Genomic DNA, 15,091 nt, shown 5'->3' with positions numbered 1-15,091 from the left:
TTTACCGCAGCTTGAGGGTGGTCAGACCGAACAGGCACAACATCAGGGTGATGATCCAGAAACGCACGACCACCTGCGTTTCCTTCCAGCCGGACAATTCGAAATGGTGATGCAGCGGCGCCATCTTCAGCAGGCGCCGCCCTTCGCCGTAACGCTTCTTCGTGTACTTGAACCACGACACCTGCAGCATCACCGACAGCGTTTCCGCGACGAAGATGCCGCCCATGATGAACAGCACGATTTCCTGGCGCACGATCACCGCGACCGTGCCGAGCGCGCCGCCCAGCGCCAGCGCGCCGACGTCGCCCATGAATACCTGCGCGGGGTGCGTGTTGTACCAGAGGAACGCGAGCCCGGCCCCGCCCATCGCGGAACAGAAGATCAGCAGTTCGCCCGCGCCCGGGATGTGCGGGAACAGCAAATATTTTGAATAGACCGCGCTACCCATCACGTACGCGAACACGCCGAGCGACGCGCCGACCAGCACGACCGGCATGATCACGAGGCCGTCGAGGCCGTCGGTCAGGTTCACCGCGTTGCTCGCGCCGACGATCACGAAGTAGGTCAGCACGATGAAGCCCCACACGCCGAGCGGGTAGCTGATCGACTTCAGGAACGGCAGCATCAGGTCGGCACGCGCCGGCAGCCCCATCGACAGGCCGCTCCTCACCCATGCCATGAACAGGTCGAACACGCGTACGTTGTTCGCCTCGGACACGCTGAACGCGAGATAGACGGCCGCGAACAGCCCGATCACCGACTGCCAGAAATACTTCTCGCGCGACGACATCCCGCGCGGATCCTTGTGGACGACCTTGCGGTAATCGTCGACCCAGCCAATTACGCCGAAGCCGAACGTGACGAGCATCACGATCCAGATGAACCGGTTCGTCAGGTCACCCCACAGCAGCGTCGCGACCGCGATGCCGATCAGGATCAGCACGCCGCCCATCGTCGGCGTGCCGGACTTGACGAGGTGGGTCTGCGGGCCGTCCTTGCGCACGGCCTGCCCGACCTTCATTTGCGTCAGCTTGCGAATCACCCACGGTCCGCACACGAGCCCGATCCCCAGCGCGGTGATGGTGGCCATCACCGCCCGGAACGTGAGGTACGTGAACAAGCGCAAAAAGCTTGCGTCTCCTTGCAGCCATTGCGCCAGCGCCAGCAGCATGCTTCCTTCCTTCTACTCAGTGTGCGGCGGGCACGGTGCCCGTCGCGGGTTGGTTCGTCAGCGCGTCGACCACGCGCTCCATCTTCATGTACCGCGAGCCCTTCACGAGCACCGTCGCCTGCGCGCCGTAACCGGCCGCGAGCAGCGCCGACACGAGCGCGCCGACGTCGCCGAAATGGCGTGCCGTGTCGCCGTAGGCGGTGCACGCGTCGCGCGATGCGTCGCCGAGCGCGAACAGCGCGTCGATCCCGCGTTCGCGCGCGTACGCGCCGACCTCGCGGTGGAATGCCGGCCCTTCGTCGCCGACTTCGCCCATGTCGCCGATCACCAGCACGCGCGGCGCCGGATGCGCGGCGAGCACGTCGATCGCGGCACGCATCGAATCGGGGTTCGCGTTGTACGTATCGTCGACGACCGTCGCGCCCGCGAGGCTGCCGACGCTCGCCTGCTTCACCTGCAGCCGGCCCTTGACCGGTTCGAACGCTTCGAGCCCCTGCCGGATCGCCGACAGCGCGACGCCGGCGCCGAGCGCCGCGGCCGTCGCGGCCAGCGCGTTGCGCGCGTTGTGCTCGCCGAGCGCACGCAGCCGGACCGTGACGGCGCCCGCCGGCGTGTCGATCGCGAGCTCGCCGCCGTGCACGCGGCCGACCACCTGCGCGTCGTTCTGCCGTTCGACGTCGTGCAGCGCGAAATCGAGGATCCGGTTGCCGGTCGCCGCAACGCGCCAGATGCCCGCGTACGCGTCGTCGGCGGGGAACACCGCGACGCCGTCCGGCGGCAGCGCGTGGATCACGGCCGCGTGTTCGAGCGCGACGGCTTCGACCGTCGCCATGAATTCCTGGTGCTCGCGCTGCGCGTTGTTGACGAGCGCGACCGTCGGCGCGGTCAGACGCGCGAGGACGTCGGTTTCGCCCGGGTGGTTCATGCCGATCTCGATCACCGCGAGACGATGCACGGCCGACAAGCGCAGCAGCGTCAGCGGCAGGCCGACGTCGTTGTTCAGGTTGCCGGCCGTCGCGAGCCGCGCGTCGGCGCCGACCGCCGCCGCGAAGATCGACGCGATCATTTCCTTGACGGTCGTCTTGCCGTTGCTGCCCGTCACCGCGACCAGCGGCAGCGGGAATCGCATCCGCCAGCCGTGCGCGAGCGCACCGAGCGCGGCACGCGTTTCGCCGCCTTCGATCATCGGCATCGCGACGCCTGCGGGCGCGTGCGCGACGAGCGCGGCGGTCGCCCCGCGCGCGGCGACGTCGCCGAGGAAATCGTGCGCGTCGAAGCGCTCGCCCTTCAGCGCGACGAACAGGTCGCCCGGGCCGACCGTACGGCTATCGGTCGACACGCGGTCGAACGTGACGCCCGCGTCGCCGTGGACGGTGGCGCCGGGAATCAGGCGGCCGGCTTCGCCGAGACTGAGCATCGTCATTCGGCGCCTCCCTTGCCGTGCGTCGCGCGCGCGGCGAGCGCGAGCCTTGCATGATCCTGATCGGAGAACGTGCGCTTCTTGCCCATGATTTCCTGCGTGGCCTCGTGGCCCTTGCCGGCCAGCACGACGACGTCCTCGCGAGCGGCGCCGCGCACGGCCTGCAGGATCGCGCTCGCGCGATCCTCGATCCGGCGTGCGCGATCGGGCGCGGTCATGCCCGCGACGACCTGGTCGATGATGCGCTGCGGATCCTCGCTGCGCGGGTTGTCGCTCGTGACGACGGTTTCATCGGCGAGCCGCTCCGCGATCGCGCCCATCAGCGGACGCTTCGTCGCATCGCGATCGCCGCCGCAGCCGAACATGCAGACGAGCCGGCCGCCGCGCGCCGCGGCGATCGGGCGCAGCGCGTCGAGCGTCTTTTCGAGCGCGTCCGGCGTATGCGCGTAGTCGATCACGACGAGCGGCTCGTCGTTCTGCAGCCGGCCGCCGAGCCGCTGCATCCGGCCGTTGACCGACTCGAGCCGCTCGATTTCGCCGAGGGCCGCGTCGAACGGCACGTCGGCCGCGAGCAGCGAGCCGAGTACCGCGAGCAGGTTGCTGACGTTGAACGTGCCGAGCGTGCCGACCTCGACGTCCGCGTCGCCCCACGACGAACGCAAGCGGAAAGCGGTGCCGGTCGCGGTCGCGCGCACGTCGAGCGCGATCAGTTCGCGATCGGCGTCGGGCGCCGGCACGTCCCCGATCCCATACGCGATCGTGCGCACACGGCCGGCCAGCTTCTCGAGCAGGCGACGGCCCGCTGCGTCGTCGCGGTTGATCACCGCCGCGCGCAAACCGCGCCACGCGAACAGCTTCGCCTTCGCCGCCTCGTACGCATCCAACGTGCCGTGATAGTCGAGGTGATCCTGCGTGAGGTTCGTCAACACCGCGATGTCGAACGCCGTCCCGTTCACGCGCCCCTGGTGCAGCGCGTGCGACGACACCTCCATCGCGACGGCCTGCGCGCCCGCGCCGCGCAACTGCGCAAGGCTGCGCTGAAGTTGCGGCGCGTCGGGCGTCGTGAAGCCGGTCGGCACGAGCTGGCCGGGCATCCCGCTGCCGAGCGTGCCGATCACCGCGCACGGCTGGTGCAACGCCGTCAGCGCGGTGGCGATCCATTGCGTGCACGACGTCTTGCCGTTCGTGCCGGTGACGCCGATCGCGAGCAGGCTGTCGCTCGGATCGCCGTACCAGCCGCTGGCGATCTCGCCGGCGAGCTGGTCGAGCGCCGGCACCGCGAGCGCGACGGGTACGGCCGGCGCGGCCGGTGCCGCGCTCAGCCCTTCCGGCTGATACAGCACGGCGGCCGCACCGCGTGCGACGGCGTCGGCCATGAACGCGCGGTTATCTGCCCCGTCGACCGCATACGCGACGAACACGTCGCCAGCCTTCAGGCTGCGCGTGTCCGCATGCAGTTGCGCCGCGGGGGTCACATGCTGACGCAACCACGCGAGCGCGGCTGCGATCTGCTGATGCGCCGGATGGGAACTGCGGGCGGCGCTCATCGAACCACTCCTGGTGAATTACGTGTCGTGCTGGATACGATCATATGCTTCGCACCGCTGCCCGCGGCCAGCTTTTGCGGGCCCTTTGCGGTAGCAGATTCCGGCGAATCGTCGGACACGACGAGCTGCTTGATCGGCATGTTCGGCGGGACGTTCAGCGCACGCATCGTGTCGCCGGCGATCGCCGAGAATACGGGGCCCGACACCTGGCCGCCGAAGTGGCTGCCGGCAGTCGGCTCGTCGACCGACACCGCGATCACGACGCGCGGATTCGGCATCGGCGCCATCCCGACGAACGACGCGCGGTATTTGCGCGTGTAGCCGTGACCTTCATGTTTGTATGCGGTACCGCTCTTGCCGCCGACGCGGTAGCCCGGCACGGCCGCATCCGGCGACGTGCCGCCCGGCGCGACCACCGTCTCGAGCATCGCGCGCACTTCGCGCGCGGTGGTCGGATTGAACACCTGCGTGCCCGCGATCGGCTGATTGGGGTCGGTCTTGAAAATGGTCACGGGCATCAGCTCGCCGTCGTGCGCGATCGCCGTGTACGCGCGGGCGAGCTGGAACAGCGACACCGACAGGCCATAGCCGTACGACATCGTCGCCTGCTCGATGCGGCGCCAGCTCTTCCACGGACGCAGTCGGCCGGCCACCGCGCCCGGGAACCCGACCTTCGGCGCCTGGCCGAGGCCGATGCTCGTATACATATTCCACATTTCCTCGGGCCGCATCGTCATCGCGATCTTCGTCGCGCCGATGTTGCTCGACTTCTGGATCACGCCGCCGACCGTCAGCGTGCCGAAACCCGCGTCGTCGGTGATCGGCGCGCCGTCGAGCACGAAGTGCCCGTTGCCCGTCTCGACGAGCGTGTTCGGCGTCACGCGATGCAGATCGAGCGCGAGCGACACGGTGAACGGCTTCATGATCGAGCCCGGCTCGAACACGTCGGTCATGATCCGATTGCGCAACTGCTCGCCCGTCATGCGCGAACGGTCGTTCGGGTTGTACGTCGGGTAGTTGACGAGCGCGAGCACTTCGCCGGTCCGCACGTCGACGACCATCGCCGCGCCGGCCTTCGCCTTGAACTTCTCGACGGCGGCCTTCAGGTTCGCGTACGCGATGTACTGGATCTTGCTGTCGATCGACAGGTCGACGTCGGTGCCGTTGTGCGGCGGGATCTGCTCGGCGACATCCTCGATGATGTGTCCCATCCGGTCCTTGATCACGCGACGCATGCCGGACGTGCCGGACAACATCTTCTGGTCGCCCAGTTCGACGCCTTCCTGCCCTTCGTCCTCGACGTTCGTGAAACCGATCAGGTGAGCGGTGATCTCGCCTTCCGGATAGAAGCGCTTGTATTCGTTGCGCTGATAGATGCCGGGAATGTCGAGCGCGGCGACCTTGTCCGCGACGTCGATCGGCACCTGGCGCTTCACGTAGACGAAGCCCTTGTCTTGCGACAGCTTCACGCGCAGTTCCTTCGACGTCATGCCGAGGAGCTTGCCGAGCTGGTTGACCTTGTCGGTATCGAGATCGTCGGGCACCGCGTCCGGAATCGCCCAGATCGCGCGCACCGGCAAGCTCGTCGCGAGCACGAGCCCGTTACGGTCGAGAATCTTGCCGCGCGTGGCCGGCAGCTCGAGCGTGCGCTGGTAGCGGCTTTCGCCCTGCTTCTGATAGAACGCGTTGCCGGGCCCCTGGATCCAGAACGCCCGGGCGGTCAGCGCGACGAACGCCATGAACAGCAGGAACACGACGAGCTTCGAGCGCCACATCGGCAAATGCACGCCCAGCACGGGGCTCGACGAGAACTTCACGTTCTGGCGCTTCGGGGACGGCTTCATCGCGCGCCCCCGTTGCCCTTGCCGGCCGTGTCGGCCGATGCCGCCATCGGCGCGTCGATCGCCTTCGCCGCACCCGCCGGCAGCGTCAGGTATTGCGTGCGACCGGTCGAAATCGGCTGCATTTTCAGCGAATCGTTCGCGAGCTGCTCGATGCGCGACGTCTTCGACAGCGCGCTCTGCTGATATTGAAGCTGCGCGTAGTCCTGCTGGAGCTGACGCTCCTGCGACTGCGCGCGCTGCAGCTGGATGAAGATCTGGCGTTGCTGGTTCGTCGAGTTGACGACCGACAGCGCGCAACCCATCACGATGATCAGCAGGAAGATATTGAGACGGCTCATGGCGTGACGCGCTCCGCAATGCGCATCACGGCCGAGCGGGCGCGCGGATTCGCGGCGACTTCCGCTTCGCTCGGGAACTGGCGGCTGATGATCTTGAGCGGCGGGCTCGGCAGGTCGACGGCGCGGATCGGCAGGCGACGATCAATCGCAGGCGCACTCGCGTGCGCCTGCATGAATCGCTTGACGATCCGGTCCTCGAGTGAATGAAAGCTGATGACCACCAGCCGCCCCCCTTGCTCCAACAACGACAGTGCCGCGTCTAGTACGACTTGCAGGTCCGCAAGCTCTTGATTGACGTGAATCCGTATAGCCTGAAAGGTGCGGGTTGCCGGATCCTTGCCCTTCTCACGGGTTTTGACGACGTGACCCACGATTTGGGCAAGCTCGCCCGTGGTGTCGAGAGGCCCAAGACGGTCGGACTCTGCCCGGCGAGCAACAAGCGCCTTTGCAATCTGAAAAGCAAACCGTTCTTCCCCATAATCCCGTATCACCTCCGTCAATTCCTGCACCGATGCCCGCGCGAGCCATTCGGCCGCCGACTCGCCGCGCGTCGGATCCATTCGCATGTCCAGCGGACCATCCGCGCGGAAACTGAAGCCGCGCGCCGGATCGTCCACCTGCGGCGAGGACACGCCCAGGTCCAGCAACACCCCCGACACCTTCTCGACGCCGCGCGCCGCAAGCGCGTCGCGCATCGATGCAAAGCTGTCATGCACGATCGAGAAGCGCGCATCCTCGATGCCCTGTGCCGTCTCGATCGCCCTCGGATCCTTGTCGAACGCGATCAGCCGCCCGCCCGACGCCAGCCGCGCGAGCACCGCGCGGCTATGGCCGCCGCGCCCGAACGTGCCGTCGACATACACGCCGTCCGGCCGCGTCACGAGCGACTCGACCGCCTCATCCAACAGCACCGTCCGATGCCGCAATTCATTTCCCATCGCGGGCGTCTCCGTCACCGCAATCAGAACGTGAAATTCTTCAGCGCGTCGGGCATGCCCTGCGCCATCGCCGCCTGCTCCTTCGCGTTGTAGGTCTGCGAATCCCACAGCTCGAAGTGACTACCCATTCCCAACAACATGACTTCCTTTTCCAGTCCGGCTGCCATGCGCAGCTCGGGCGATACGAGAATCCGGCCCGCGCTGTCGAGATCGACATCCATCGCATTGCCGAGAAAAATTCGCCGCCACCAGTGCGCGTCCATCGGCAGCGCGGCGATCTTGGCGCGGAACACTTCCCATTCGGGGCGCGGAAACAGCAACAGGCAGCCGTCCGGGTGCTTGGTCACAGTCACCCGTCCTTCTGCCTGTCCTTGCAGCGCTTCGCGATAGCGAGCCGGCACCGACATCCGCCCTTTCGCATCGAGCGTCAGCGCCGACGCCCCTTGGAACACTTTCCGCTCTCCCGTTCAGGGCACCGAAGCACCCGCTCAATGCTGAGAATTTAGCCGGAACAGCCGGCTAAATCACACAAAAATACACTTTCTCACACTGTCTCCCACTTTAGAGGAAGGGTGTGGCACGGTCAAGGGAGCGGCCCGCTTTTTTGACGAATTTTGTTAGTTAGAACAAGGACTTACGCGCACATGCTCATGCGACCCCTCATTCCAAAAACCGTTATAAATGAATGAGCTAGTGCAACTTGTGAAGGTGATACGTGAGAAAGACGGGCCAGACTGGCGTGCGGACGGGGCTTTCGGGGGCGGGAAAACGAGGAGTGAGCGGACGGTATCGGGGGCGGTGAACCGGGGCGGCGTCCTGCGCCACCCCGGCCAAATCTCAGAGATAGTAAGCAGTGCGCGTCATGACTTTCGACGCGGCGCGCATCAGCATCCGCGCGGGTAGCGGCAGCTCGATCCCGCCGGCGTCGGTCGCGGCCTTGCCGTGCTTCACCTCGTCGATCCGCATCTGTTCGACGATCGCGCGCGATGCGGTGTCGGTCGCCGGCAGCTCGGACATGTGACCTTCGAGATGGCTCTCGACCTGCCGCTCCGTCTCCGCCATGAAGCCGAGGCTGACCTTGTCGCCGAGCGTGCCGGCCGCCACACCGATCGCGAGCGCGCCGGCATACCACAGCGGGTTCAGCAGGCTCGGGCGCGAATCGAGTTCCTTCAGGCGGTGCGCGGTCCACGCGAGGTGATCCTCCTCCTCGCGCGCGGCCTCCTCGAACATCGCCTTCGCCGACGCGGTGCGCGCGGTGAGCTTCTGCGCCTGGTAGAGCGCCTGCGCGCAGACCTCGCCGACGTGATTCACGCGCATCAGGCCGGCCGCGTGCGTGCGCTCGGCGGGCGTCAGCTCGACGTCCGTCGTATCGACCGGCACGGGCACCGGCCGGCTCATCCGGCTAATGCCGGTCAGCGATCGCAGGCCGCGATCGAATTCGCTGATCAGTTCATCCAACACCATCCTGTTCTCCTGGCTGCAGATGCCGCTGCGCGCGGCAAGGGCACGAGTCCGCTGCGTAACCGACTTGATTATTCAGCGGAAATTGCGGTTAACCCGTGATTTTAACCATTGTTGCATAAAGGAAACATGGCGGCGTTGAGCTGCAGCATTTCGCTTTGTGGCAAAAACCGGCTTTGCTACATTACGTGCGACTTCTTGCGAAGTTGATGGGGCCCGTCGACAGAACATAACTATCCGCCCCGCCAAAAAAATTCAGTGATTCTTGGAGATCCGCTAATGAAAAAGTCGCTTCTCGCGCTCGTCGCGCTGGGCGCGTTCGCTGGCGCTGCTCATGCGCAAAGCAGCGTGACGCTTTACGGCATCATCGATGAAGGCTTCCTCTTCAACAACAACGCAGGCGGCAAGCACCTGTACGGCCTGGCGAGCGGCGTGATGCAAGGCAGCCGCTTCGGCCTGCGCGGCACCGAGGACCTCGGTGGCGGCCTGAAGGCGATCTTCACCCTCGAAAACGGTTTCGACGTGAACAGCGGCCGGCTCGGTCAGGGCGGCCTGATGTTCGGTCGTCAGGCTTACGTCGGCCTGTCGAGCCCGTACGGTACGGTCACGCTGGGTCGTCAGTACGACTCCGTCGTCGACTTCGTCGGCCCGCTCGAGGCAGGCGACCAGTGGGGCGGCTACATCGCCGCTCACCCGGGCGACCTCGACAACTTCAACAACGCGTATCGCGTGAACAACGCGGTCAAGTTCACGAGCCAGAACTACGGCGGCCTCACGTTCGGCGGCTTGTACAGCTTCGGCGGCCAGGCAGGCCAGTTCTCGAAGAACCAGGTCTGGTCGCTCGGCGCAGGCTACAACAACGGCCCGCTGGTCCTCGGCGTCGGTTACTTGAACGCACGTACGCCGAACCAGTTCGGCGGCATGTTCAACAACGGCTCGGCATCGTCGTCGGTCTCGTCGCCGGTCTACGGCGCGTACGCGAACAACGCGAACACGTACCAGGTCATCGGTGCAGGCGGCGCGTACACGTTCGGCGCAGCGACGATCGGCGCGACGTACTCGAACACGAAGTTCAAGGGCTTCTCGGCAGGCCCGTTCGTGAACCAGACCGCGACGTTCAACAACGGCGAAATCAACTTCAAGTACCAGTTGACTCCGGCGTTGATTCTCGGCGCCGCGTACGACTACACGCAAGGCAGCAAGATCGACGGCAACTCGGCAGCCAAGTACCACCAGGGCTCGCTGGGCGTCGACTACTTCCTGTCGAAGCGCACGGACGTGTACGCGATCGGCGTGTACCAGCACGCATCGGGCAACGTGCTCGATTCGAACGGCAACGTCCTGAAGGCAACGGCGGCGATCAACGGTCTCGCAGGTTCGAGCACCAGCAACCAGGTCGCAGCACGCGTCGGTATCCGTCACAAGTTCTAATCAGCTTGTCTGACAAGCCGCAGCATATTGAAGGCGCCTTCGGGCGCCTTTTTCTTTGCTGGCGCGGCGGGGATGTCGATTGGTGGCCGGGCGGTGAATCGATCGGTCCGCGGGTGGCGGTAGACGCGCGTCGCGGTACGCCGTCCCGGCCGTCAGGTCGAAACGCGAGGCTTGCGCCGCCGCTCGCACGAAACAGGCGCCTCCTGGTCAATCACCCGCAGCCGCAAACAAAAAGCCCGGCACAGGCCGGGCGTTTCGTTCAACCGCATCGTTGCGTGCGTTACGCACGTCCGTCGCGCAGTTCGCGCCGCAGGATCTTGCCGACGTTCGTCTTCGGCAGCTCCGTGCGGAACTCGACCAGCTTCGGCCGCTTGTACCCGGTGAGCCGCTCCTTGCAGTAGGCAAGGATGTCCTTGTCGGTCAGCGCCGGATCCTTTTTGACGACGAACAGCTTCACGGCTTCGCCGGAATGCTCGTCCGGCACGCCAACTGCCGCCACCTCGAACACGCCCGGATGCGACGCCACCACGTCCTCGACTTCGTTCGGATAGACGTTGAAGCCGGACACGAGAATCATGTCCTTCTTGCGATCGACGATCTTCACGTAGCCGCGCGCATCCATCACGCCGACGTCGCCCGTCTTGAAGAAGCCGTCCGCGAACATGACCTTCGCGGTCTCGTCGGGCCGGTTCCAGTAGCCGGCCATCACCTGCGGGCCACGGATGCAGATCTCGCCCGGCTCGCCGAGCGCGACGTCGTTGCCGGCATCGTCTCGGATCGCGACTTCGGTCGACGGCAGCGGCAAGCCGATCGTGCCGCTGTATTCGGTCGCCGTCACAGGGTTGCAGGTCGCCACCGGCGACGTTTCGGACAGCCCGTATCCTTCGATGATCGCCGTACCGGTCTTTTCATACCAGCGCTTCGCGACGCCTTCCTGGATCGCCATGCCGCCGCCGTTGGCGATCACGAGCTTCGACAGGTCGAGCTGACCGAATTCCGGATGGTTCAGCAGCGCGTTGTACAGCGTGTTGACGGCCGGAATCGTCGAGATCTGGTAGCCCTTCAACTCCTTGATCATGCCGCCGATATCGCGCGGGTTCGGGATCAGGATACCCATCCCGCCCGTGCGCATCGTCAGGAAACCGCACACGGTCAACGCGAACACGTGATACAGCGGCAGCGCGACAACCGTCACGAACTGTTTCACGTCCGGGTACTTGTCGTGAGCCGGCTGATGCCACGCGCCGGCCTGCAGCACGTTCGACACGATGTTCCGGTGCAGCAGCGTCGCGCCCTTCGCCACGCCGGTCGTCCCGCCCGTGTACTGCAGGAACGCGACGTCGTCGGGGCCGATTTTCTGCGATTTGAAGCCCTGTCGCCCGCCCTCCGACAGCGCGGCCTTGAAGCGCGTGAACGACGGCAGTTGCCACGCAGGCACCATCTTCTTCACGTTGCGCACGACGTAATTGACGAGCCAGCCCTTGATGCCCAGCAGGTCGCCCATCGACGCGACGACCACGTGCTTGACGGCCGTATTGGCGATGACGGCCTGCAGCGTCGACGCGAAATTCTCCAGGATGACGATCGCCTCCGCACCGCTGTCCTTCAGCTGATGCTCGAGCTCACGCGGCGTATAGAGCGGGTTGACGTTGACGACCGTGTAGCCGGCACGCAGGACCGCGGCAATCGTGACCGGGTATTGCAGCACGTTCGGCATCATGATCGCGACGCGCGCCCCGCGAGCCAGGCCGCGGGATTGCAGCCACGCGCCGAACTCGCGCGACAGCTTGTCGAGTTCGCCGTACGTGATGCCCTTGCCCATGCAGACGAACGCGGTACGGTCTCGGTACTGCCGGAAGCTCTCGTCGAGCAGGTCCGGCACGGACGGATAAGGAGAGGCGTCAATTTCGGCTGGAACGCCGGGTGGGTACGATTTCAGCCAAATTTGATCCATACCGCGCGTCTCCTCACAGATTTTCGAATGGTCGTGCTAAAACGCATCGTAACGGCTCCCCCGCCCCGAGACAACAGGGTTAGATGTCCACTTCGAACTTGCATATCAATTTCGTCTGATCATACGGCGATATTCGATCAAATCCGCTCAACTTCCACAAGACAATCGTAAAACGTCGCCGAATTGCCCAGGTCTGTCAGCGCCTGGCTCGTCACCTCGTTCGCGTTCCTGCCGTCCGGCGACAGCTTCTTCCACCAGATCGACAGCCCGACGACGAGCCCGGCACGCGCGCGATCGGTTACTCGCGCGAGCGCCTGCATCGATCCGCGGTCGTTGAAGATACGGACGACGTCTCCCTCTGCGATGCCGCGCGCGCGGGCGTCGGACGGATGCATGTCGAGGTGCGGCTCGCCTTCCGTCGAACGCAGGCTGTCGACGTTCACGAACGTGCTGTTCAGGAAGTGGCGGGCCGGCGGCGAAATCATCGCCAGTGGATAGCGTGCGGCAAGCTCGGGCGCGGCTTCGGCCGATTCGAACGGCGGCAGATAGTCAGGGACGGGGTCCAAGCCCATCTGCTCGAGCCGCGGGCTGTAGAACTCGCACTTGCCGGAGGGTGTGCGGAAACCGCCGTTCGCGAATGGCGCTTCCGGCAGCTTGAGCTTCAGCCAGCCTGCGCGCTTCAACGTGTCCCAGTCGCTGTCGAGCGCCGGATCGTCCCAGCGAAGCGCCGCACGCGCGACCTCTTCGTCGCTGTGATAGAGCGCGGGCTCGTCGAGTCCCATGCTGCGCGCGATTCCGCGAAAGATCTCCGTGTTCGGTCGCGCGTCTCCCACCGGCGGAATCGCCGGCAGGTTGGCCATCACGTAGGTATGGCCGTACGACTTATGGACATCCAGATGTTCGAGCTGCGTCGTCGCCGGCAAGACAATGTCGGCGAAATCGACCGTATCCGTCTTGAAGTGTTCGAGAACGACCGTGAACAAATCGTCACGTGCGAAGCCCGCGGCAACCTTCGACGAGTCCGGCGCAACCGCCACCGGATTCGAGTTGTACACGATCACCGCTTCGACTTTCGGCCCGAACGTCGCGTCGCCCGGGTGTAGCAGCGCATCGCCGAGCGCGTTCATGTTGATGATGCGCGGCAGCTTGTGCGGCCAACCCGGCATCAGGTCCGGACGCACCAGCGTCGCCTGATTGACGGGCGCCGATTCCGACGACGAGAGCAGCAGGCCACCCGCCCGATCGCGCCACGCCCCCGTCAATGCCGGCAGGCTTGCGATTGCGCGCACGGCATTGCCGCCGCCGCGAACGCGCTGCATGCCGTAGTTGAGGCGAATCGATGCCTTGCGGGTGGCGCCGTAGCGACGCGCAAGGTCGACCAGCTCCGATGCGTCGATGCCGCAGATCTGCGCAACGCGTTCCGGCGGGTAGGACAAGGCGCGCGCCTTGAGTGCGTCAAAGCCGAGTGTGTGGTCGGCGATGTAATCGTGATCGAGCAGGTTTTCGGTAATCAGCACGTACATCATGCCGAGCGCAAACGCGCCATCGGTACCGGGCTTCAGTGCAATGTGCTGATGACATTTCTCCGCGGTGAGCGAACGGTACGGGTCGATCGCGACAAGATGCGCGCCACGACGCTTCGCTTCCTGCGCGCGGGTCCAGAAGTGCAGGCTCGATGCAATCGGATTCGCGCCCCATATCAGGATCAGCTCGCTTTCCTCGAAGTGCTCGACGTGCATGCCGACACTACCGCCGTATGTGTATCGCAGCCCCGCCGCGCCGGCCGCCGAGCAGATCGTGCGCTCCAGCCGCGACGCGCCGAGCTTGTGGAAGAAGCGCTGGGCAATGCCCTCGCCTTGCACGAACCCCATCGTCCCCGCATAGCTGTACGGCATGATTGCTTCCGGCGCGCGCTCGGCGATTTCACCGAGGCGACGCCCGATCTCGTCGAATGCCTCGCTCCAGCTAATCGGCACGAAGCGCCCTTCCCCCTTCGCGCCGACGCGCTTGAGCGGGACGGTGAGGCGATCGGGATGATGAACGCGATCCGCGTATCGGCTGACTTTCGTACACAACACACCCTGCGTCGGCGGATGATCGGGATCGCCGGTGACCTTGATGGCCTTGCCGTTCTCGACGGTCACCCGCATTGCGCACGTGTCCGGACAATCATGCGGGCAAACGGCCCGGGCTATCTGGGTGGCGGCGTTCATCGTTTTTGAATGCAGAGATGGGGATTCGCAAATTTTACGTGGGGACGTCGAATAAAGCGTTCATTTCGCACGGATTTTGGATTATTTGACCGAAGACGGGACGGGTAGCTGGCTGCAGGAAGCGGGTCGCGCAATCGCGCTCGTCGATATACGTTTGCGGGGAGCAAATTGCGGTTTTGATCGAAGATATGATCAATAATCGGCGGAATCGCTGGAGATGGAAGCGATTGAGGCAGTTGGACGCTGCAATGGTTTGCGGCAGAGGAGCCCGGCGTACGTAGCCTCGGTAACACCTCACCACATGCTTTTTGGGACGCCGAAATGCAAAAACCCCCGCCTGTTCGGGCGGGGGTTCTTGGCTTGAGGGGAGCCTGACGATTACCTACTTTCACACGGGAATCCGCACTATCATCGGCGTAGAGTCGTTTCACGGTCCTGTTCGGGATGGGAAGGGGTGGGACCGACTCGCTATGGTCATCAGGCAAAGGGGGTTGTCCTGCTGGCGTGGCCAACAGAACCAATCTGGGAAGAAGCAGTAATTTAGGTTGTGTGTATCACACACGAGAATTCAACTTGTCTCGTCTTGCTACGCAGGTCGCCGGTACTTCAACCGGCGCGCCGCATCGATCAGCTTCGCTGCTCGACGCTCTGCGTGGGATGCTCGTAAGTGCTGAAGCACTAACGATCATCGACAAGGCAGACTTGTTATAGGATCAAGCCTTACGGGCAATTAGTATCAGTTAGCTGAACGCATTACTGCGCTTACACACCTGA

Annotated in this window: 11 protein-coding genes and 1 rRNA gene; 1 reads left to right on the top strand and 11 read right to left on the bottom strand. The window is 64.8% G+C overall.

The genetic code is table 11. The features are described 5' to 3' along the window. Position 1 precedes the first annotated feature (1 nt). The 8 genes from mraY to coq7 form a co-directional block, all read right to left on the bottom strand. Positions 2 to 1,171, bottom strand: a complete 1,170-nt coding sequence (mraY, locus tag J8I35_RS12935; RefSeq protein ID WP_006477019.1) for a phospho-N-acetylmuramoyl-pentapeptide-transferase — start codon at positions 1,169 to 1,171, stop codon at positions 2 to 4. A 16-nt stretch (positions 1,172 to 1,187) separates the two neighbouring features. Continuing rightward, a complete protein-coding gene (gene murF, locus J8I35_RS12930; RefSeq protein WP_124651653.1) occupies positions 1,188 to 2,594 on the bottom strand; it encodes a UDP-N-acetylmuramoyl-tripeptide--D-alanyl-D-alanine ligase in 1,407 nt (468 codons plus the stop codon). Beyond that, entirely contained in the window at positions 2,591 to 4,138 is a 1,548-nt protein-coding gene (locus J8I35_RS12925) for a UDP-N-acetylmuramoyl-L-alanyl-D-glutamate--2,6-diaminopimelate ligase (RefSeq protein WP_124594246.1), read from the bottom strand. The genes murF and J8I35_RS12925 overlap by 4 nt, the downstream gene beginning before the upstream one ends. After that, positions 4,135 to 5,982, bottom strand: coding sequence for a penicillin-binding protein 2 (locus J8I35_RS12920; RefSeq protein ID WP_124637943.1), 1,848 nt, complete (start codon positions 5,980 to 5,982; stop codon positions 4,135 to 4,137). Before J8I35_RS12920 ends, J8I35_RS12925 begins: the two co-directional genes overlap by 4 nt. Next, positions 5,979 to 6,320: a cell division protein FtsL gene (gene ftsL, locus J8I35_RS12915; RefSeq protein ID WP_089488145.1), complete on the bottom strand. Its 342-nt coding sequence runs from the start codon at positions 6,318 to 6,320 to the stop codon at positions 5,979 to 5,981. Before ftsL ends, J8I35_RS12920 begins: the two co-directional genes overlap by 4 nt. Next, positions 6,317 to 7,258, bottom strand: coding sequence for a 16S rRNA (cytosine(1402)-N(4))-methyltransferase RsmH (gene rsmH, locus J8I35_RS12910; RefSeq protein WP_209925706.1), 942 nt, complete (start codon positions 7,256 to 7,258; stop codon positions 6,317 to 6,319). The genes ftsL and rsmH overlap by 4 nt, the downstream gene beginning before the upstream one ends. A gap of 23 nt (positions 7,259 to 7,281) precedes the next feature. Further along, positions 7,282 to 7,710, bottom strand: a complete 429-nt coding sequence (gene mraZ / locus J8I35_RS12905) for a division/cell wall cluster transcriptional repressor MraZ (RefSeq protein ID WP_006487094.1) — start codon at positions 7,708 to 7,710, stop codon at positions 7,282 to 7,284. Between the two features lie 385 nt (positions 7,711 to 8,095). After that, positions 8,096 to 8,722: a 2-polyprenyl-3-methyl-6-methoxy-1,4-benzoquinone monooxygenase gene (coq7, locus tag J8I35_RS12900; RefSeq protein WP_209925705.1), complete on the bottom strand. Its 627-nt coding sequence runs from the start codon at positions 8,720 to 8,722 to the stop codon at positions 8,096 to 8,098. A gap of 276 nt (positions 8,723 to 8,998) precedes the next feature. On the opposite strand from coq7, the gene J8I35_RS12895 reads away from it, so the two are divergent. Next, entirely contained in the window at positions 8,999 to 10,150 is a 1,152-nt protein-coding gene (locus J8I35_RS12895; RefSeq protein WP_050013912.1) for a porin, read from the top strand. Positions 10,151 to 10,430: 280 nt separating this feature from the next. Here J8I35_RS12895 and J8I35_RS12890 read toward each other — a convergent pair whose 3' ends face one another. The 3 genes from J8I35_RS12890 to rrf form a co-directional block, all read right to left on the bottom strand. Then, complete coding sequence (locus J8I35_RS12890; RefSeq protein ID WP_050013913.1) at positions 10,431 to 12,104, bottom strand: long-chain fatty acid--CoA ligase; 1,674 nt, start codon at positions 12,102 to 12,104, stop codon at positions 10,431 to 10,433. A gap of 137 nt (positions 12,105 to 12,241) precedes the next feature. Next, positions 12,242 to 14,317, bottom strand: a complete 2,076-nt coding sequence (locus J8I35_RS12885; RefSeq protein ID WP_209925704.1) for a molybdopterin oxidoreductase family protein — start codon at positions 14,315 to 14,317, stop codon at positions 12,242 to 12,244. A gap of 369 nt (positions 14,318 to 14,686) precedes the next feature. Next, positions 14,687 to 14,799: ribosomal RNA gene (gene rrf / locus J8I35_RS12880) — 5S ribosomal RNA — on the bottom strand. Positions 14,800 to 15,091: the final 292 nt, after the last annotated feature.

This window comes from Burkholderia sp. CpTa8-5, assembly GCF_017815045.1.
In the GTDB taxonomy this organism is placed as follows: domain Bacteria; phylum Pseudomonadota; class Gammaproteobacteria; order Burkholderiales; family Burkholderiaceae; genus Burkholderia; species Burkholderia sola.
Note: the sequence above shows the minus strand (reverse complement) of the source record. Positions and strands in the feature narration are given on the sequence as shown.